Source organism: Trinickia sp. (genome assembly GCF_051961175.1).
Lineage (GTDB): Bacteria > Pseudomonadota > Gammaproteobacteria > Burkholderiales > Burkholderiaceae > Trinickia.
Map to the genome: position 1 here is coordinate 1 of NZ_JBQCDN010000144.1, position 20,299 is coordinate 20,299.

A 20,299-nucleotide genomic window follows, 5' to 3' on the forward strand; every position below is an offset into this window, starting at 1 on the left:
CAACTCGTATAGCGGCATCGTCACCATCCAATCGCCGTGCAAATGCAACCGCAGCTGGCGCACTTCGAGCTCGGAGAAATCGACACCCGGTTCGCATTCGAGCCGCAGGCGCAACGTTGAGTCGTCGCCAAAGCGCGCATCGGCAATGACGAGCGGCCACAGCACGGTCTCCCAAGCGGTGCGGAAACGACACGCATCGCCGGCTTCCGTCAGTGCCGACAGCCCCGTATGGCGCGGCACGCGAAAACCAGCCGTCACTTTGCCCTGCGTAGGGTCGAGCTCGAACTGCGCGACCGTCATCGACGGCACGCTTTGCGCGAGCGACGGGCAAACGTTCTCGAGCATGGCCGAAGCGATCTGCGGAAACGCCTGATCGAGATCGCGATGAACACGCGCGGCGAGAAACGCGGTGGCTTCGATCAGCCGCTCGGTGTGAGGATCGAGCGATTCCGTGCCGTGCAGCGCAAGACGCGCCGCCACCTTCGGGTAGCGCTGCGCGAAGTCGGCCCCCTGCACTCGCAGGTAGGACAGCTCACGCTTGTAGTACTGCAGAATGTCGTCTGGCGCCATGTCGGTCAGCATCCGTCCTCGTCGTCCGGGCTCGCGCCGGCGCCCGCCGCCAATTCAAAAAACACATGTTCGACCGAGCGCTCGACGCGAATGTCACCTTCGACGACGAGCACCGCTTCGCGGCTCGTTTCATCCTTGAAACCGAACTTCACGGCAACGTTGACCAGCCTCGGTTCGAACAACGCGATCGCGCGGCGCACCGCCGCGAGAATCGCATCGCGATCAGCGCCGGAGCGCAGCGACCGCTCGGAAAAATCCGGCACACCGTAGTCGAGCACGCCGCAGTCGCTGCTCGCGAACTCGGCCATCGTCAAGCGCGAGCGCGCATTGAGCAGGCGCGAGAGTTCCCGCGCCACCGATTGCCTCAGCGCGCCCTCGCCTTCGAGCCAGGCGTCGGCATCCTCGACGAGACGCTCGAACAGCGGTATCGGATAGCCGCGGCGGGTGGTCGACATCACGTGTGCGTTGGACAAAACACGGACGGGTGCGCCCCCTCAACCTGACGAGCGCGCACCGCGTCCGCGTCGATCACGAGGCGGTGACCGCCTTGTTCGCGGCCAGATCCCAGCCGAACGAAGCATTACCCTTCTTCGTCGAATCCGTGCTCTGCTGCGTGTACTGCGACGTCATCTGCGTGAAGTGGATCACGACCGAATCCGACATTTCCGAGCTGCCGCCGCCGGTGCTGATGTGCGAAATCATCGCGTTCGTCAGCACGTACTTCATCAGCAGCATGAATTTGCCGCCTTCGTTACGGCCAATCGAAATCGTCGCATCGCCGAGCTTCGTGCCCGCGGCGCAAGCGGCGTAGAGCGCGGGCGTCGCTTGATCGGTGGCCTTGGTGATCGAGAATTCGCTGAAGGTCGGACGGCCCATCGTCCGCTCGGTGTTCGACGTGTCCGCGTTCATCGGCATGGCCACGCTATGGCTGAACGAGTAGAGGATGATCCCGTCGGCGTAGCCGTCGATCAACGAATTACCTTTGATGTCCTTGAACTGCAGGATGACTGTATCCATGTCTGATCCGATTCGATGAGTAGCGAAATGGGCGGGGGCGCTCGAGCGCCCGCCGCACGTTCATACGGCGTGGGTCGCCCGCCGTCAGGCCGCCGCCGCCGGCAAATCGGCCACGAGCCGGATCGAAGCCGTCAGGTCTTCCATCTGGAAGTGCGGCTTGATGAAGCACGTCGCGCGATAGGAGCCGGGCTTACCGGGCACTTCGGTCACGTCCACGCGGGCCTCGCCCAGCGGGAAGCGCGCCTTCTGCTCCTGCGACGCCGACGGGTTGATCAGCACGTAATCGGAAATCCAGTTGTTCAGATACGCCTCGATACCGCCGCGCGTCTGGAAGCTGCCGACCTTGTCGCGCATGATGACCTTCAAGTAATGCGCGAAGCGCGACGCCGCCAGCACGTACGGCAGACGCGCCGACAACTGCGCGTTCGCATTGGCCTCGTCCTTGTTGTACAGCACCGGCTTGTTGGTGGTCTGGCCGCCGAAGAACGCCGCGAAGTTCGAGCCCTTCGAATTGACGAGCGCGATGAAGCCCAGATCGCTGAGCTCCTTCTCGCGGCGATCGGTGATCGTCACCTCGGTCGGACATTTAAGGACGACGTCGCCTTCGGACGTCTTGTAGGCATGGGCGGCGATGCCGTCGACCTTGCCGCCGCCTTCCACACCGCGAATCGCCGTGGACCAGCTGTACTTGGCGAACGCGTCGGTGATGCGCAGGCCCATCTGATACGCGGAGTTCGCCCACAGATACTTGCTGTGATCGGTGCCGTCCACGTCTTCTTCGAAGTTGAAGGTCTCGACCGGCTTCGTCTTCGCGCCGTACGGCAAACGCGCGGCATAGCTCGGCAGCACGAGCGACACGTAGCGCGAATCCTCGGAGGAGCGGAAGCTGCGCCACGTCGCGAGTTCTGCGCTCTCGAAGATCTTCGACAGATCGCGCGTCACGCCGAGCTCCGTGAACGACTTGATGTCGAACAGGCTCGGCGCGGCCGCGGCGATGAACGGGGCGTGCGCGGCGGCGGCGACTTTCGACATCCGCTCGAGCAGCGCGATGTCCTGCGGATGCCGGCCGAACGTGTAATCGCCGATCAGCAGCGAGTAGGGGTAGCCGCCGAACGTGCCGTACTCTTCTTCATAGACTTTCTTGAAGAGCACGCTCATGTCGTGATCGACGGCCGTTTCCAGGTCCTTGAGCAGTTCCTTCTTCGTGACGTTCAGCAAGCGCAGCTTCAGGCGCGTGCTGGTCTCGGTGCCGTACACCATGTCGTGCAGGCCCGTCCACGACGCTTCGAGCGCCTGGAACGCCTCGTCGTGCATGATCGCGTTCAGTTGATCCGTGAGCAGCTTGTCGATCTCGGCGACACGCTCGTTGATCATCGCCACCACACCCTTGTCCGGGCTGGTGCGCATGCCTTCGTCGAGGATCTGCGACGCGAGCTGGCCAATCAGCTTCTTCGCATAGACGCCCTGCGAGGGTTCGACAGCCATGTTGCCTTCGAGCACGATACGGTCGAGCAAGCTCAGTTCTGCGCTCGTCGTGGCGCCGGCGGCCGACGATTCGGCGGCGGAGTTCGTTTCCATCTGGTAGTCCTTTATCGGTTCGTTGCATCAGCGACTACGGGCGCGGGCCCGCGTCGCGCCGCTCATGCCGCCGGTGCGCCTTCGGCTGCCGGCTGGGCGGCAGCGCCACCGCCGTTCGCCTCGCTCTGCACCTTCTTCAGCTCCTCGGAGCTCTGGACGATGCGCTCGAGGATCGAATCGAGCTCGTCGTTGCCGTCGAGCTTGCCGAGCAGGTCGCGCAGTTGCTGACGCGCTTCGAGCAGCTTCGCGAGGCGCGGCACCTGGCGCACGATGCTTTCCGGATGGAAATCGGAGAACTGATTGAACTTGAGTTCGACCTTCAGGTTACCTTCGCCCTTCATTGCATCGGGTACCGAAAGGTCCAGACGCGGGGCCACCTTGCCCATGATTTCGTCGAAGTTGTCGCGGTCGATCTCGACGAAGCGGCGCTCCTTCAATTTCGGCAGCGGCGTAGCCGGCTGGCCCGAAAGATCGGCGAGCAAGCCGACGACGAGCGGCAACTCGCGCTTCTCCACCGCGTCGCCGATCTCGACGTCATAGGTGATCTGAACGCGCGGCGGACGATTGCGCCCGACCCATTTTTGCAAACTATTGGACATGGTCCCCTCCGGACTGAAAACACAAACACGCAATCGAAACGGCCGCGTGCATGACACTTCGCGAATGAAATGACTAGGATTCGTAGGGGGGAGGATGCTGCGAGGCGGGGACAAGACTTCGCCCCCTGAAGATGCCGGGACGACGCGCGACGACGAACGAGCCGATGGGCCGTTGTTCCGCACTGATTCCCGGCGATAGCAATGAACCGGCACCCCCCGACCGCACGCCAATTCACTGCCGAGGCGAGCGCAACCGTCGATCGACGCCACGCCTACCTCGTGATAACTCACTCAAATGGCCGACGTTCGACTATCCGTGGGTTGGTCCTGTGTTGAAAAGCTTCTGTGGTCCATCGTACTTATCTAGCCATTCTTTTCTGGTCTCTTTGAGGCCGGACTCTAGCATAGAAAGTTTAAAAAGTGTTAAGCAGTCAGGGCATTCCCGCCCTCGCTTCCAAGGGCCAGACTGTGCCCATGCGATTTGAGTAAGAACGGAGTAAGAATGCGAAATTTTTCCGCGCCCCGGTGACGGAAAATTAAGTGGAAACCCCACTTGTTAATCGTATATTACGCCTCGCGCAGCCCATTTCTGGAACGTCGCTCCCCGTAGAGAACATAAGAGATTTCAAGCACTTCCCCCCAAAAGATTGAAATCGGTTCCACTCTATCCAACTCATTGGCCGCCAGATAATTCTTTCAAAAGAATGACAGCCTTTCCGACGATATTGAATGTCCGCATTACGACCTGCCTCGAAACCGGCACACGTCCGGCCGTTGGAAACTCGCGAGCCCGCTGTTATGCTGCGCGGTAATCCCACGCGGCAACCTTGCCTACGTATTTGGGAAAACCCTAATAAATAACGTGACGCTATCCAATCGGAGTACACGATGATCACGGGTGTCTGGACCAGCACCGAATTCAAGGCGAACAGCAAGTCGAGTTCGATCTTCGGCACGCGTAAGGAACTACTCAAAGGCATCGAAGCGGCGCTCGACGAGGCGCACTCGCGGCCGGCCGAGCAGACGCTGCTGGCACTATCGTTTGTCGAGCGGGCATGCAAGGCATGGATCGACGCGCATCCGGATACGTCCTCGACGCCGGCGCCGGGCAAGAAGCTCTCCAACCGCCGCAAAGCCATCGAGACGCTTCAGCAGCAGATGAAAACGCGGCGCGAGGCGCTCTATGCGATCTCGCCGGAAGAACGGCAACGCCGAGCGGAGGTCACGTCTCGTTATGAAACCAGTACGAAAACGCTGAACATCGCACCGGGAGACAAGGACCCGCGCTTGGTGAAAGGGCGCGCCGCCTTCCATCAGGAACTGCTGGCGAAAACGATCGAGCGCGCCAAGGCGCTGGGTCACGACAAAGACGACTTCAACACCGAACAGCTCGGCTACCTCGCCGCAAAGGCCACGCTCAAGCTCGATAGCATCATCGATCCCAAGAAGAAGGAGCGTTGCCGCATCGAGGCCATGCGCGTGCTGTGCGCCATGCTGGGCAAGAACCGCCAGCTCGCACAGCAGTTCGAGACCACCGGCATCGAAGTCGTCGTCGTCCCTGCCGACCGGCCCATGACGGACTTGCCCGAATTCGCTTCCCTGAAGGACGTCGACATCAGCCAGGCTAGCGGCACGCCGCGAACCTGGAATCCGACGCGCGGCGTGGGCGGCCTCACGGTCACCACCGCGTCGGGTGCGCAGAAGATGTATGTCGCCGTTACAGAAGAGAACTTGCTGGGCACGAACGTCGGTAGTGCGGTGAGCGCGATCGGCGGCGGCTGCTACGCGGCGCGCTATTCGACGACCTCCCATGAATTCGCGCACGGGCTGCATGTCGGAGGCGGACTGACCGCGGAGCAAACGGCCACGATCGAGCGTTGCTTCAACCAAAAACAACGCGCACGTATCGACGCCGCCAACAGCCGGATCATCATTGACGACGTCACGCTGGCGCCGACGCAGATCGAGCTCAAAAATCTTTTCGAGAAGGAGTGGGCGGATGGCCCGCGTCAACGGCAGACGTTGCTGCCCACGCCCAAACTCTATTGGGTCTGGAAGAGCGGCGCCTACGTCATGAAACCCGGCGGCGGCCATTTTCAGTTCTCCACCCGCTACGACCTTCAGGATTGCTACTCGGCGTTCGACAACCGCGAATACTTCGCGCAGCTCGTCAATTGCTACCTCGGGAGCAACGGCGGTACGGACCCGTACACTGGCAGGCCGCGTCACAACGGCGAAAGCTGGATTCGCGCCAATGAAGCGCCGGACATGGTGAGGTTGCTCGATGAGCTGTTCTCTGCGGGGGCACACGCGCATTTCGGGCAAGCCAGAGTGGACGATACCAACGTGGACGATGGCGTCGACCAGATGACGGTCGGCAATTACATCCGCGCGCGCGTCGCCAACATCAAGAACCAGAAGCTTCTCGAGAGCACGCTGGCACAGCGCCGCGCACTGCTCGGCTACGATGATGACGATGACGACGACGCGTGACGCCTGACTACCCGATGATGACCATCGGCCCCGTCGCGCGCAGCATCGTTTCGATCTCCCCGGGCGCGACGGGTTTGCTGAAGTGATACCCCTGTACTTCGTGACAGCTGTTCTCGCGCAGGATGTCCACTTGCGCCTGCGTCTCGACGCCCTCGGCGATCACGCTTAGATTCAGCCGCTGCCCAAGCGAAATCACGGTCACCCAACATGAAAATGCGCATGAGAACGCGCGTTGGGCTCAAGGTAAAGGGTCGAAACATTACTGCACGTCATCGGTTTGGCTTTTCAATAGCGGCAGTTCGCGGCCATTCTTTAGCGGGTGAGTATGAGGCCTACGGATACGCGTAGGCACACGACGCTCAGCATGTCGCTCGTCCGGCGGGATCACTACGGCTTGGCCGTGCAGCTTGCCTTGCGTATCGAACGGTTACCACAGCGTGGCTTCCTCGGTCATGAAGCGTTGGCCCGATCGTGTGATACGTGCGGCTTTGTGGTCATACCCCCAGGAACGAACCTTGCGTCGCTCTCGCGCTGCTACGAAACCACCGAGGGCCGTCATGCCGAGCACCCTGTCGATCGCCGAAGGACTCCCGTTTCCGCTAGGCGCAAGCTGGGACGGTGCCGGCGTGAATTTCGCGCTGTTCTCCGCGAATGCAACGAAGGTCGAGCTGTGTCTATTCGACGCAAACGGAAAACGCGAGCTGCAACGCATCGAACTGCCCGAATATACCGATGAAGTCTGGCACGTCTACGTTGCCGGTCTCCAACCCGGTGCGCTTTACGGCTATCGCGTCCACGGCCCGTACGAACCCGAAGCAGGCCACCGCTTCAATCCGAACAAGCTGCTACTGGATCCGTACGCCAAAGCCCATGTCGGCTCGCTGAAGTGGGACCATGCCGTATTCGGCTATACGATCGGCGCCGACGGCGACGATCTCACGTTCGACAAACGCGACAGTGCCGCCTTCGTACCGAAGTGCGTTGTCGTCGATCAAAACTTCTCCTGGACACACCCGAAGCGCACGCGCGTGCAATGGGATCGCACGATCGTCTACGAACTGCACGTGCGCGGGTATACGAAACATCACCCCCATGTACCGAAGCGGTTGCGCGGCACATTCGAAGGGCTCGGTCAAAAGGCAGTCGTCGATTACCTCTCGCGCCTCGGTGTGACGGCCATCGAATTGATGCCGATCCACTCCTTCGTCAATGACAGCTATCTGCTAGACAAGGGCCTGACGAACTACTGGGGCTACAACACGATCGGTTTCTTCGCCGCCGATCCGCGTTTCTTCGCGCGGGGTGCCGGTGCGATCGACGAATTCAAGGAGATGATCGATCGTTATCACGACGCGGGCCTGGAAGTGATTCTCGATGTCGTCTATAACCACACCGCCGAAGGCAATGAACGGGGGCCCACGCTTTCGTTCCGCGGCATCGACAACGCCTCGTATTACCGTCTCATGCCGGACCAGCCGCGCTATTACATCAACGATACGGGTACGGGCAACACCCTGAATCTGTCGCACCCACGCGTCCTGCAGATGGTGATGGACAGTCTGCGCTATTGGGTGGTTGAAATGAATATCGACGGCTTCCGCTTCGATCTCGCGACGATTCTCGGCCGCGAGCCCTACGGCTTCGACGAGGGCGGCGGCTTCCTTCACAGTTGCAGGCAAGACCCGGTGCTCTCGAGCGTCAAACTCATTGCCGAGCCGTGGGATTGCGGCCCGGGCGGCTATCAGGTTGGCGGCTTTCCGCCGGGGTGGGCCGAATGGAACGACCGCTTCCGCGATACCGTGCGCGCGTTCTGGAAAGGCGACGACGGCATGGCGCCCGAGCTGGCGAGCCGGATCACCGGCTCGGGCGACAAATTCAACCGGCGCGGCCGCCGCCCGTGGGCCAGCGTGAACTTCGTCACCGCCCACGACGGCTTCACGTTGAACGACCTCGTCTCCTACAACGATAAGCACAACGAAGCAAACGGCGAAGAGAACCGCGACGGTCACACCGATAACAAATCATGGAATTGCGGCGCCGAAGGCCCCACGGACGACGCGCAGATCCGTGCCTTGCGCGAACGCCAGAAGCGCAACCTGCTCGCGACGCTGCTGTTCTCTCAAGGCACACCGATGATCGTGGCCGGAGACGAGTTCGGGCGCACGCAGCAAGGCAACAACAACGCCTATTGTCAGGACAACGAAATCAGTTGGGTTGACTGGCTCGCGATCGATGACGATGACCGCGCATTGACCGACTTCGTCGTCAAGCTGACGACGTTGCGCCATACGTTGCCCGTGTTGCGGCGCAATCGGTTTTTGACGGGCCAATTCGACGAGCGGCAGCAGTTGAGCGAGGTGCGTTGGATGAGTCCGGCCGGCACCGAACTGACGCAGGAGCAATGGAACGATCCGTCGATGCGCTGCTTCGGCGTGTTGATCGATGGCCGCGCGCAAACGAGCGGGATTCAAAGGCCGGCATCGGATGCCACGCTGCTGATCGTGCTCAACGCCCATCACGATATCGTCGAATTCAAACTGCCCGATATCCCCGGCAGCGATCAATGGAGTTGCCTCATCGATACGAATGTGCCCGTGCGCGAGGAACTGCCCGAATTCGAATCGGGCGACATCTATCAAGTTACCGGGCGCTCGTTGCTCTTGTTCGCGCTGCATGCGAAAGGCCAGACGCAGCGGATTTTCATGAGACTCGAAAAGAAGCTGACCGAGGATTCCGAAGGCGCTTGAGGCGCAGGCGGCGCAGCGGGTTCGCCGGCTGCGCCGTACAGGTGTGAGTGTCAGTGGTAAAGCAGCGCGATCAAGATGATGATCGGAATCGGCACACCGAGCAGATAAAGCAGGATCGAACGCATGCGGCCTCCCAGTTCGGTTATGAAATCTGAAATCCAACGATCGGGGATGGCATCCATCGCCTGCCCGATCGAAAAACACTCGGCAGTGCACGCGGTGTTCGGCGCCGGCGCTCACACATCGCGCACGCGTCCGCCGAAGACTGCCATGAAGCACGCCGAAAACGCGCCCATCAATAGCGAAACGAAGAGCCACAACGCGGCGTACACGCTTGCGCGGCGGGCGCGGTTCGCGGCGTCCTTGGCGGCCCCCTCGATCGCGACCATCTTTTGCTGAAGTTGCGCGTAGGTTGCGGCAACGCGCACCTGGGCAGCTTGAAGAGGCATCCCTGTATAGCGCGAAACGATCGAGGCCACATAGGCGATGTCGGCCGCCGAAAGCGCATCGTTCGTCGCCAGGCTATTCAGGAAGATGCGCGCCACTTCGTACTTTGGCGGGGAACCGCTCGCCGACGGCGCGCTCGTCGCCACAGTAGGCTCCGAGGTCGCGGCAGCCGCAAGCGCGGGTGTGGCGACCGGCGTGACGATCGCCCCGGCGGCGGCATGGTTGCTCGCCGCCGGGGACGAAGCGGCGACAGCCTGCACCGATACATCGGATGCAGTGCTCGGCTCGGCACTGAAAAGCGGCGTCGAAGCTGCCGGTGCGACGGTTGCGGCTGTCGCGGCGGTTGCAGCTGTCGCGGCAGTCGGCGCGGACGACGTGGCGGACGTGGCAGACGACGGGGACGACGAACCCAGTGGCCGGAACAGCGCATCGACGTAGTAGCCCACGGGCCATTGATTGATGGCCGCGTTCGCGTCGCCCCGGTCCAACAGGAGCGCGGACGATGCCGCTTTGGCTACAGCTCGTCCGCCCGCTTGTTCCGCTGCAGGCAACATGACGGCGAATAGCGCCGCCGTCGTCAGCGTGGCGAGCGCCCAGGACAAAAAGCCATGCGCCGTATCGCGGAAGTAGATTTCATCGATATGAACGGCAGGCCACCGATGCCGCAAGCGTCCAGCCAAGTAGCCGCCCAGGCCCGAGGTGAGGATCTGCGTGACGCACACCCAGACGACGGCGGCGAAACCGAACTTGACTGCGCTTGCACCGGCGGAGCGCCAGGGCGAGAGCGCCGCGAGCCCGAGACCTGCGCCGAGCGTCAGTAATACCAGCCCGAACGCCGCCGCGGCCACTGCGCCCGCGAACACCGCGCTCCAGGAAACGACTGCGCCGTGCGGCCGCCATTCGGGGATGTCTCCCGGCATTACGGGGGAGGCCAAGGGTGCGTTGAGGTCAGCCATCACGTGTCTCCCGGAGCCGCGCTGCGCCGGCTCGTGTCATGCGGATTGATCGTTACAAACGATTGAACGCATGGGGGGCGCAGCATGTTGCGTGCCCCATCGGAGCCTGCTCCGTACCGCCCACTATCTAGCAATCTGTACCGGTACTGTCTGAGCGACTGAACGTAGACTTTGTCAGCCAACCCATTGTCATCCTCGTTCCCAGCTTCCAGTTCTCGTTACCGCTAACCATCGGATCGCGACCCGCAATGCCACTCTCTCCGTCGTACACCGCCCTCTCCGCCGCCATGATGTTTGCGTTGGTCATGTCGATCACGCCTGGGCCGAACAACACCATGCTGCTCGCTTCAGGCGTCAACTTCGGGTTTCGCCGCACGCTGCCGCATATGCTCGGCATTACCTGCGGCTGCATGGTCATGATGATTGCGATCGCATTGGGGCTGGGCCAGGTCTTTACGCGCATACCCGGGCTGTACTCGGCCATGGAGATCGCGAGCGTCGCCTATTTGCTCTATCTGGCCTGGAAAATCGCCAGCGCGCGTTCCTTCTCGGTGAGCGCCGCCAACGAGCAGCCGATGACATTTCTACAAGCCGCCGCGTTTCAATGGGTGAATCCGAAGGCGTGGATGATGGCGGTCAGCGGTGTCGCGGCGTTCCATATCAACGACAACTTACTGATCAACGCCCTTTTGCTGACGGCCGCATTTGCCATCGTCAACCTGCCGAGCATCACGATCTGGGCCGCATTCGGGCTGGGCGTGCGGCGATTTCTATCGGGTGCCGCGGCGTTGCGTGCCTTCAACTGGAGCATGGCGGCGTTGTTGGTCGCGTCGATCGTGCCGGTTTTTCGGCACGGGCTCGCCTGAGCGGGTTAAGGGGTTAAGGCCGGCGCTGCGCCTGCTCCATCTACCTCTGTCTTGCCGCACGTGTGGCAGAAACGGCTGAACGCGTTCTTACGCGTCTGGCACTGCGGGCACGTGTTGAATAGCCCGATCCCGCAATGCGGACAAAAGTTCGCATTGGGATCGGCAGTATCGATCGGCCGCTCGCAGCCGGGGCAGATCTTCGCCACGATCTGTGCATAGGCTTTGACGAAATCGAGCGATTCGCGCCGCGTCACGCCCGGTTGCGCCTCCTCCAGTCGCTTTCGCTCCACATACCGGGAAAGCGCACGAATGGCGTAGCGACCCAGTACGATGGTCAGTACGATCCCGACGCTGTAGCGAACGTAACCGCCATAACTGGGCAAATACGGGACGAGTTCGACAAAAAATGCGAACAACGCAAAGAAAATGAAGCCCCAAACGAACGGCCAATAATGGCTGCGGCGCTTCTTTGCGAAAAGCCATCCGGCAATGAGCAGCAATGGCAGCGTAAAGAGCAGCCGCATGCCGAATACGCGCAGCTCCAGCTTGCGCAGCTGTACTTCATAGCGATCGTCCGCTTGGGCGTTCAATGCCGAGAGCGACTTCGTGACGGCATCGTGTTCGTGGGCGAGCGCCAGCCGGTCTTGCTTCAACGCTTCAATCCGCGCTTGCGCGGCGCGCTCGCGTTGAGTGGCTGCTTCGAGGGCTCGTGCGTGCGCAATGACGGCGGGATCCTGCTGGGCATTCGAAGTGGCATGGCGTGTGGCGATCGTCGTGCGGAATGCCTCGCGCGCCTGTTGCGTATCTTGTTCGGCGGCGGTCAGCATCAGCGCCGCTTGATCGGTCGCATCGCTGTTCGCCGTCAGTTGGGCTTGAACCTTGGACAACCGCTGTTGCAGCGGCGCGTTGGCCTGCTGATCGAGGAACGTATCGCGTGCTGGGGCGTTTTCGACACGCGGCAAATCGTCGACGATGCGCCCGCCCAGACCGATCAGAAAACACGCGAATACGATCGCAATGATCCATAGCGCACGCTGAAACCATACTTCGGCCAGCCGCAAACCCTTCGTGGATTTCGCCATTTTTTTTTACCTTCCGCCTGTAGCTTGCTTAGAATCGCATTTCGCGAGCCTTGTTTCTATTTCCAGAAGCGTTCGATGACTGCAACCGCTACCGTTTTCGCCATTCTAGTCGCGCTAGTGTCCTGTCCCGTAAGTTCTTTGATAAATGAAATTGTCCATTTGACTGTCAGGCAAGAAGCGAGGAGGCGCCATAGCCGTAGCTATGACAACGACGAGCGACGCCGCCTGGCGGTCAAATGGGCGATTTCATATCAATGGAACTTGCGGGACAGGGCACTTGGGTTGGCGCCATGATTCCAGAGTCAAACTTCCCACTGCGTTGCCAGCGCGGAGGCTGAAAAATGAAAATGGACGCTGCCAAGGAGGCCTATTTGAGCGCCCTCGCCGCTCGCACCTCTCATACCCCTATCGAACGGCATTGTGCTGTCGTGTCGGATCTCTTCGAGCCGGCGCCTCAGCAGTGGGGTTTGCGAGGCGATCCGGTTTTATGGGCGGAGATGCGGCAGGCGCTGAGCCACGTTTCGTTACCCGAGCAGCCGGACGCCATCGCGCCTATCGTCAGGTCGGCTTTTCTATCGATTACCGGTCGGGCGCTGGACGCACGATCGAAAATCCGCGTTCCCCGGTTTGCTCGGGGCGGCATGAGCAGCGGAATCGTGAGCGGCGAGTTCTGGGCCGAAACGGTCATCCCATTACTTCGAAACCGTACTCAATGGCTGATCGAATCGTGGGGAGACAGATAGCACCGATCGAGTCGTCGTGCATAGCGTACGACACGATGTCCCGCCGATGCTATGCGCGCCGGCTTACATCATCGTAGTCGGCCGACGGCTCGTTGGCCGTCAACTCCTGATAGCGAACGTAGCGGCGCTGCGACGACGTCTTCGCGGCGTACATCGCGGCATCGGCTTTCACCAGCAGTTCCTCGGCCTGATCGCCATCGACCGGAAATTCGCTGATCCCCATGCTGGCCCCCACCGTGACGCGGTGTGAGCCGAGCATCATGGTTTCACTCATGGCGGCTTGGACGCGATCCGCCGCCTCGCGAATCGCGTCGATCGAACGGACGCCAGAAACAAGGATGACGAATTCGTCGCCGCCGAGGCGGGCTGCGATATCGCCGCCGTGCAGCGCCCCGCGCAAGCGCTGGGCAACGACAGCCAGCGTTCTATCGCCGGCGGAATGCCCCAGTTGATCGTTGATTTGCTTGAAGCCGTCCAAGTCGATAAACATGACGGCGAGGCGCTCGCCGTTCACCGCGGCCTGCCGGATTGCCGCGTCCAACTGCTCCATAAAACGCATCCGGTTCGGCAGGCCCGTCAGCGTGTCGTGCCCCGCCAGGTGCGCGAGCTCTTGCTGCTTCGTCTGCAGCGTCTTCATCTGCGTGCGAATCTCGGAGCGCATCACGTCGAAACAGCGCGCGAGCACGCCAATCTCATCGGAACGCCCTACCGGCAACCGCTCGACGATGGAATCGTCGAAGACATGGGTCGCGGCGCGGGCCAGCGTCCGCAAAGGACGCGCCAATGCACCGGCGAAAAGCGTCGCCAATACGATTGCAACGGCGCTGGAAATCAGCACGATGCGCACGATCCGTGCTCCGAGCGCATTGGCGGACGCGAGCACATTCGTCATGGCGCGGGCGAGCCCCAGCACGATGAAACGATTGCCCTCGACGTCGCCGAACGACGAGCGCACGAACGCAAATGCGTGAGTCGGTGCTTCATCCGGGCGCGCGGGCCCGTCGAACGTCAGCGTCGTGCGCCCGCCTTCGAAGATGGCGCGCGTCGCCGGAAAGCTGGCCTGCATCAATACGCGCCGTCCGCGCTCGAAGCCGAATGTCTGATTCGGGTCGGGATGAATCAGGAAATCGCCCCACTGGTTCGCGAGGTACACAAGATAATCGGCCGGCAGATCCATCTCGAGCCGCTGGAACACTTGCGTCAAATCGAGGTCGAGCACAAGCACGCCCACCTTGTCGCCATTCTCATCGACGATCGGCGAGGCAATCCGCATGGCCGGCCTGCGCTTCTCGTCACCCGCAGCCGAAACCGCCTCGAGGCCGATCGGCGACAGATAAACGTCGCCCGGCTTCGTTGCGAGCGCATCGAACACATAGGGAAACTGCCCTTTCTCCCGCAATTCGCTCTCGGGCACGATCGCGATGCCATGTACGCCCCGCTCGACTCGAATCCGCTCGAGCCCATGGCGAAACTGCGTGATGAGGCGAATCTCCAGGTACTCGGGATGATGCACCATGAACCGCACGAACACCTGCTCGAGCCGGTCGCGGCCAGCGTCGGACCAAGCGTCTCCGCGTGCGAGCGTCGCGGCCGCCGGCATGGTCGCGAGCACGAGTGCATCGGCGCCGGCGTCGCCCAGCGCGGCCGTGAAGCGCTGGCTCAACAGTTGCGTCGACGTCAGCAAGTTGCGCTCCGCCTCCTGCATGATCGTCGCGCGGTTCGCGCGATACGCGTAATAGCCGGTGGCACCGGAAGCGGCCACCCCAATACAGACGAGTAGGATCGAAAGACGGGAGGTCAGGCCGAGTTTGATCATTTCGGGAAGTTCCTCAGCCGCTCACCCGATTCGATCCGCTGCCACAGCACTTCGCGCTGGGCCGTACTCTCGACGCGTTGAATCCAGACGAGACGCTGCGCTCCGCTCGATGGATCGCCGGGCAGCCGCGTCAAGGTATTGGCAAGCCCCTCGCGTTGCGTGAGCTGCGCGCCGATCGCCGGCTGGAGCATATAGTTGATCCAATCGTAGGCAAGCTCCCGGTTGCCCGCGCGCTGAACGATGGCCCAGCAATCGAGCCATGCGAGCGCCCCCTCGTCCGGAATCACGTACCCGACGTCCGCCCCGGCGCGGCGCAACAGTTCGATCTGCTGTGTGCCGTAATTGCCGAACATCAATGCCGCATGATGTTGAGTAAAGAGCGCTGTCGCCTCCTCGGGCAAGGTGTAATACGTCAGCAGGTTGCGCCGCAGTTCGACGAGTTTGCGCGTGACAGTTCGCATCTGCTCAGGCGAGAGATGAAATGGATCAGCATAGCCGAGTGCCAATGCGGTAAATGAGAAATTATGTTGCGCGCTGTTGAAATCGAGCACCTTACCGCGATAACGTGGGTTCCACAGCGCGAGCATCGAACGCGGGGCGACCGCGATCTGCCTGCGGTCGTATATGAGCCCCATCGACGAGTAGGTGAACGGAACGGCGTAGGCGTCATGTCCGTCCGTGAGGCCGCGAATGGCATCGACATGCTGGAAATACGGCTGCTGCCGGGCGCGGTTCGGAACGAGCGATAGATCGAGCGGCTCGATCATCCCGGCGCGCGCATAACGCTCGATTTCCGCCGTGTTGGCGGCCAAGACATCGAACGGCGGCGGCACGGCGCTATGCATGCGCGCCCATAAGGCTTCATCGGAATCGACGAATGTGACTTCGACCTTCGCATGAAAGCGCTTTTCGAAACCCTTGACCCAATCGTCATCGGCGTAGCCCGGCCAGGCGAGCACACGCAATACGGCCTGACGCGGAGAAGCCGAATCAACCAGCTTTCCCGTCCAAAAAAAACAAAGCAAGAAAAATAGCGCGGCGAGCGACGTAACGATACTGCCCGCGCGAAGGCGGGCAATCCATCCCCGTACGGCTTGGAGAACGACCATAGTCATGCGTCGCCTCGCGTGTGAGACGCCTTTAAATGCATTCTGATATCGGTGCGGAGCCGGCAAAGCCCGTGAGCCGTCCTAATCGACGGAGAGCAGCGTTCGCGACGATCACGCGCCAATATGCCCGTTCCCCGTTGCGCGCGCAACTAGCGGCCGCTGCACAGGGCCGCGCCGCCGGCTCGGGAATCGGTACCGATCCGCCTCTATCAGTGCCGGGCCGTGCGCCGGAGGCGCGACGGGCCCGCTTGGCCCACTCAGGCCGACAGCTTGAACTCGCCCACGGCTTCGGCCAGCTTGGCAGCTTGCTCGCGCAGCATCTGCGCCGCGGCGGCCGATTGCTCGACGAGCGCCGCGTTTTGCTGCGTCGTGTTGTCGAGCTGCGCCAGCGCCTGGTTGACTTGACCGAGGCCGGTGCTCTGCTCCGTGGCTGCCACTGAGATCTCACCGATGACGCTCGTGATCCCGCGCACGCCTTCGACGATTTCGTCCATCGTGGCCCCGGCCGTTTGCACCAACGTCGAGCCGGCTTCGATCCGCTCGACCGACGAGCTGATCAACTGCTTGATTTCCTTGGCCGCCTGGGCGCTACGCTGCGCGAGCGCGCGCACTTCCCCGGCCACCACGGCGAAGCCGCGGCCGTGCTCGCTGGCACGCGCCGCTTCCACGGCCGCATTCAAGGCGAGAATGTTGGTTTGGAAGGCAATGCCATCGATCACGCCGATAATATTCGCGATCTCCGTCGAGGCTTTGGTGATCGCGTCCATCGTCGATACGACATCGCCCACGACGCGTCCGCCGCGCATGGCGACATTCGATGCCGATTCCGCGAGGTCGCTGACTTGCGTGGCGGCATCGGCGGAATTGCGCGCCGTTCCCGAAATCTCTTCGAGCGCGGCCGCCGTCTTCTGCAGATTCGAGGCGGCAAGTTCGGTCCGGCTCGACAAATCCTGATTGCCCTGTGCGATTTCGGCACTTGCGACATTGACCGATTCGCTGAAATCGCGAATATGTCTGAGGATGACGCTGATCTTTTCGGCGAACAAGTTGAATGCATGGGCAATCTGCGAGGCTTCGTCGTTGCCGTTGACGGGCAACCGGCGCGCGAGATCGCCGCTGCCACTGGCAACGTCGGTCAGTGCGTCGCGCACGAGCAGCACGCGCTTGAACGCCGCGTTCGTCAGCGTCCCGACGAGGGCCGCCGCGAGCAGCGCCACCAGCACGATGGCCACGAGCGTCGTCGTGGCGACGGCCCGCATGCCAGCTGTCACATCGGACTTATCCATGGCCAGCACGAGGCTCCAGTCGGTGCCGGCGATCGGCTGAGCCCGCAGCAGCTTCGCCGCACCATCGATCTGCACGACCACCGAAGAGGAAGCGCCTTGCATCGCTTTCAGCGCGTCGGGCGTCAGCTCGGAGGCCATCTCCGTGGCCGGTTTCATGATGAGATCGGTCTTCGCGCTGGCGATGACATTGCCCTTTTCGTCGACGAGAAAGGCAAAACTCGCCGGTGTCGGATGCACGGCCGTCACGATTTCGCTCACGCTTTGCATGAACAGGCTCGCGGCCATCACCGCTTTCACATTGCCGTCACGAAGAATCGGCACCGCGAACGCAACGGCGGGCTTGCCCGAAGAGGCGTCGCGATAAAGCGCCGTGACAATGATGTGACCGGCCGCGACCGCCTGTTTATACCAGGGGCGTGCCGTCGGATCGTAGCCCGGAGATAGCGGCACATTGGAGAACGCCGTCTTGTCGGGCAAGCCGAGCGTCATCACCTGGAAGCCGCCCGATTTGGCGAGCAGGTTCAACGCCGGCACGGGATCGCCCTCTCCCACTGCGATCGTGTCGGCCAGCGCCTGCGTTTCGCGCGTACGGCTTTCGACCCATCCGTCGATGGCGAGCGCCTGGCCCGTCAGGATCGATTTGAAGTTCTGGTCGATCGCCTCATCGTTATGAATCTTGACCACGTAGTAGATGAGGCCGCCTGTCACTGCCAGGGCGGTCACGACGATGGCGACGCAAGCCGCCAGGATTCGACCGCGAATGGTTCCGAGCATTACCGTATGTCTCCAAGAAAAGCGAGTGCGTATCGTCAGAGATAACGGCAGATTGCAACGGAACTTGAGAAAGATTCGCCGGATTTTCCTTACAAAAGAATCAGCACAACCTCAGGCCTGTTTGTATTGGCAAGCAAGGTGCACGCAAGCCTTCCCATGCTATAGGTAATACGTTAATTCCGGGCACCCCGGAATCGCGCCTTTTCACATGGAGACATGGATTTTGAGCACAGGAGCCGCGGTCAGATGACAACACAAGACACAGGGTACGCAGACGGGCTTACCGACGTGGCGGCCAGTGCCGCTCAACAAAGCAGCGACGCCGTGGCGCGCTTCGGCGCCCGCCTGGCCGTGCTGTGCAAGTTCGTCGATGCCGTGCTGCCGCAACTCGCAGCCGACCAGTGCCAACAGATCGATGTGTCGTTCCGCCAAGGCATCGACGAACTCCTCTCGCGCACGGAAGACATCGTCACGCCGGTGACCTATCACACCACCTTGATGGAGCAAGCGAACGTCATGCTGGCGGCGCTCTCGCAACGCAGCGGCACGCAGCGGTAACTCGCGGTGTGCCGGCATCGGGCTCGGCACGACACTAGCGCCATACCGCCGCCATTGCGACGGCGCCCAGCATCCATCGGTTTTCCATTCGTTATCTCACCGGGTCGAGCGGAGCCATTCGTGTTTGCGGAAGTCCCAAGCCCAGCTCCAATGCAAGGGCGATACGTGCTTCGTCGAGTCCCCGTTCGAGATCGAATACCTCGAGACGCCGATCCAACGCTGTCGATTCGTAATCCCTCAGCGAGCGTTGATCGAGCTCGCTTCGCGCGAAAGCCGCGCGCGCCGCTTCTGCCTGCGCATCGGCCGTCGCCGCGCTTTGCCGAGCCCGCAGCAAATTGCCCGTGATGCTGCGGCTGCGCGCCGCGAGCGCGAGGATGCTGGATTCACTATCGTCGAGCCGGGCCTGGTATTGCTCGTGCAGCAAGCGCCGCGTGGCACGTGTCTTCGCCACTTCGCCCTGGTTCCGATTGAAGATCGGTAGATCGAACGTCGCCGTGGGGCCGGCCGACCGGACGTCCGATGTGTCCGATCCATACGAGCCGCCAAGGACGAACGCCGGGAACTGCCCGAGAATGGCGGCGCGCACACCTTCGTCGGCTGAACGATAGCCGAGCTGGAGCGCTACGAGGTCAGGACGTCTGGCCGGAACGCTCGCGATCAACGCGTCGAGATCCTTCGGCACGTCGGGGACTCGAGGCTCCGCAATCGCAAATTGAATCCCGGGTTTCATCCCGAGCAGCGCATCGAGATGCTGCCAATTCTTGAGTTGATCGAGGCGCATCGAGGCGAGCGTATGTTCGGCCGACGCCTTTGAAGCCAAGATAGGGCTGAGCTCGGCGAGGCTCATGCTGCCGTCGTCCACGGCACGGCCAACGTCCGCGGCCTCTTTCGAAAGCGATTGGAAGGCGGCCTCGCTGCGCTCGATCGAACGCTCGCCCCAATACAGATCAACGGCCAGAAGGCGGGCCTTCTGCGCGACTTGCCATTCGTTCCAAAGCAGATTGGCGTTGACCTCGGAGACATGTGCCCGCGCAGACGAGACGCGGCTTCGATACGTCAGCAGCGATGCGACGTCTTGCGCCAACGACGCCGTGAACGCACCCGTGGTACCCGGTCCCCCCAGCAATGCGGCATAACTGAGGCTCACGGAAGGATTGGGGAGCGTCGCGCTTTGCGTCAGATCGGCCCGCGCGAGATCGGACTCGCCCCGTTCTGTTCGAAGCGCCGGATCGTTGAGGATAGCGAGTAAGCCGACCTGATCGACGCTCAAGGGCTGGCCGATGTCGATCACGATCGGCTTGGCATCGGGTGCCGGCGCAGGCAGCACGTGCCGAATATCGTCGATGCGATCGGCCAACTGCGCCCGCCCAGATAGCGGCAGCGGGTGATACGCGGTGCACCCGGCCATTGCGAGCACACTGGCCACCGCCGCGAGCATGGGCGCAAGTCTGCTTGTCATATCATTCCGTCCCGACCTTTCAATCGACTTTCCGCGGATTCAGTGCGAAAACGATGGATGGAGTGGGACCGACGAACGACGTACGCGTCGTCAGGTGTACCGCTGGATCCACGCCTCGTCGTCTCGCGGCGGCCCGCCGTAGGCCAGCCGCATCCGAGAATCCGAGCAGTGTGAATCGCTTGGGCTTAAGAAAGGCTTA

Annotated in this window: 18 protein-coding genes; 5 read left to right on the forward strand and 13 right to left on the reverse strand. The window is 61.8% G+C overall.

Features of this window, described 5'->3' with window-relative positions; genetic code table 11:
- The 5 genes from ACTHL0_RS08140 to tssB all read right to left on the reverse strand — a co-directional run.
- The coding region (locus tag ACTHL0_RS08140; protein WP_440566225.1) for a type VI secretion system baseplate subunit TssF at window positions 1-570 on the reverse strand (570 nt) is incomplete at its 3' end.
- Window positions 571-575: 5 nt separating this feature from the next.
- Entirely contained in the window at window positions 576-1,025 is a 450-nt protein-coding gene (tssE, locus tag ACTHL0_RS08145; RefSeq protein ID WP_440566208.1) for a type VI secretion system baseplate subunit TssE, read from the reverse strand.
- Window positions 1,026-1,098: 73 nt separating this feature from the next.
- Window positions 1,099-1,587 carry an Hcp family type VI secretion system effector gene (locus tag ACTHL0_RS08150; protein ID WP_440566209.1) on the reverse strand — a complete coding sequence of 163 codons (489 nt, stop codon included), beginning with the start codon at window positions 1,585-1,587 and terminating at the stop codon, window positions 1,099-1,101.
- A gap of 84 nt (window positions 1,588-1,671) precedes the next feature.
- The gene (gene tssC, locus ACTHL0_RS08155; RefSeq protein WP_440566210.1) at window positions 1,672-3,165 is read right to left on the reverse strand and encodes a type VI secretion system contractile sheath large subunit; all 1,494 of its coding nucleotides are present in this window, start codon (window positions 3,163-3,165) and stop codon (window positions 1,672-1,674) included.
- A gap of 62 nt (window positions 3,166-3,227) precedes the next feature.
- Entirely contained in the window at window positions 3,228-3,764 is a 537-nt protein-coding gene (gene tssB / locus ACTHL0_RS08160) for a type VI secretion system contractile sheath small subunit (protein ID WP_440566211.1), read from the reverse strand.
- A gap of 888 nt (window positions 3,765-4,652) precedes the next feature.
- Here tssB and ACTHL0_RS08165 point away from each other — a divergent pair.
- Window positions 4,653-6,257: a hypothetical protein gene (locus tag ACTHL0_RS08165; protein ID WP_440566212.1), complete on the forward strand. Its 1,605-nt coding sequence runs from the start codon at window positions 4,653-4,655 to the stop codon at window positions 6,255-6,257.
- A gap of 7 nt (window positions 6,258-6,264) precedes the next feature.
- Here ACTHL0_RS08165 and ACTHL0_RS08170 read toward each other — a convergent pair whose 3' ends face one another.
- Window positions 6,265-6,459: an EAL domain-containing protein gene (locus ACTHL0_RS08170; RefSeq protein ID WP_440566213.1), complete on the reverse strand. Its 195-nt coding sequence runs from the start codon at window positions 6,457-6,459 to the stop codon at window positions 6,265-6,267.
- A 355-nt stretch (window positions 6,460-6,814) separates the two neighbouring features.
- Between ACTHL0_RS08170 and glgX the strand changes: the two genes are divergently transcribed.
- On the forward strand, window positions 6,815-9,004 hold the full coding sequence (gene glgX / locus ACTHL0_RS08175) for a glycogen debranching protein GlgX (RefSeq protein ID WP_440566214.1): 2,190 nt from the start codon (window positions 6,815-6,817) through the stop codon (window positions 9,002-9,004).
- Between the two features lie 50 nt (window positions 9,005-9,054).
- Here the strand turns inward: glgX and ACTHL0_RS08180 are convergent, their stop codons facing one another.
- Window positions 9,055-9,186 (reverse strand): hypothetical protein, encoded by a 132-nt coding sequence (locus ACTHL0_RS08180; RefSeq protein WP_440566215.1) that lies wholly within the window; start codon window positions 9,184-9,186, stop codon window positions 9,055-9,057.
- Window positions 9,187-9,240: 54 nt separating this feature from the next.
- Entirely contained in the window at window positions 9,241-10,407 is a 1,167-nt protein-coding gene (locus ACTHL0_RS08185) for a hypothetical protein (RefSeq protein WP_440566216.1), read from the reverse strand.
- 248 nt (window positions 10,408-10,655) lie between these two features.
- On the opposite strand from ACTHL0_RS08185, the gene ACTHL0_RS08190 reads away from it, so the two are divergent.
- Window positions 10,656-11,273: a LysE family translocator gene (locus ACTHL0_RS08190; protein ID WP_440566217.1), complete on the forward strand. Its 618-nt coding sequence runs from the start codon at window positions 10,656-10,658 to the stop codon at window positions 11,271-11,273.
- A gap of 5 nt (window positions 11,274-11,278) precedes the next feature.
- Here the strand turns inward: ACTHL0_RS08190 and ACTHL0_RS08195 are convergent, their stop codons facing one another.
- Window positions 11,279-12,355: a double zinc ribbon domain-containing protein gene (locus ACTHL0_RS08195; protein WP_440566218.1), complete on the reverse strand. Its 1,077-nt coding sequence runs from the start codon at window positions 12,353-12,355 to the stop codon at window positions 11,279-11,281.
- 341 nt (window positions 12,356-12,696) lie between these two features.
- Here ACTHL0_RS08195 and ACTHL0_RS08200 point away from each other — a divergent pair, with 341 nt between their 5' ends.
- Window positions 12,697-13,098 (forward strand): hypothetical protein, encoded by a 402-nt coding sequence (locus ACTHL0_RS08200; protein ID WP_440566219.1) that lies wholly within the window; start codon window positions 12,697-12,699, stop codon window positions 13,096-13,098.
- Window positions 13,099-13,147: 49 nt separating this feature from the next.
- Here ACTHL0_RS08200 and ACTHL0_RS08205 read toward each other — a convergent pair whose 3' ends face one another.
- The 3 genes from ACTHL0_RS08205 to ACTHL0_RS08215 all read right to left on the reverse strand — a co-directional run bounded on the left by ACTHL0_RS08205 (window position 13,148) and on the right by ACTHL0_RS08215 (window position 18,083).
- The gene (locus tag ACTHL0_RS08205; protein ID WP_440566220.1) at window positions 13,148-14,914 is read right to left on the reverse strand and encodes a diguanylate cyclase domain-containing protein; all 1,767 of its coding nucleotides are present in this window, start codon (window positions 14,912-14,914) and stop codon (window positions 13,148-13,150) included.
- Entirely contained in the window at window positions 14,911-16,029 is a 1,119-nt protein-coding gene (locus ACTHL0_RS08210) for an extracellular solute-binding protein (protein ID WP_440566221.1), read from the reverse strand. Before ACTHL0_RS08210 ends, ACTHL0_RS08205 begins: the two co-directional genes overlap by 4 nt.
- 251 nt (window positions 16,030-16,280) lie before the next feature.
- The gene (locus ACTHL0_RS08215) at window positions 16,281-18,083 is read right to left on the reverse strand and encodes a methyl-accepting chemotaxis protein (RefSeq protein ID WP_440566222.1); all 1,803 of its coding nucleotides are present in this window, start codon (window positions 18,081-18,083) and stop codon (window positions 16,281-16,283) included.
- A 246-nt stretch (window positions 18,084-18,329) separates the two neighbouring features.
- On the opposite strand from ACTHL0_RS08215, the gene ACTHL0_RS08220 reads away from it, so the two are divergent.
- Window positions 18,330-18,641: a hypothetical protein gene (locus ACTHL0_RS08220; RefSeq protein WP_440566223.1), complete on the forward strand. Its 312-nt coding sequence runs from the start codon at window positions 18,330-18,332 to the stop codon at window positions 18,639-18,641.
- A 91-nt stretch (window positions 18,642-18,732) separates the two neighbouring features.
- Here ACTHL0_RS08220 and ACTHL0_RS08225 read toward each other — a convergent pair whose 3' ends face one another.
- Window positions 18,733-20,100: a TolC family protein gene (locus ACTHL0_RS08225; RefSeq protein ID WP_440566224.1), complete on the reverse strand. Its 1,368-nt coding sequence runs from the start codon at window positions 20,098-20,100 to the stop codon at window positions 18,733-18,735.
- Between the last annotated feature and the right edge of the window lie 199 nt (window positions 20,101-20,299).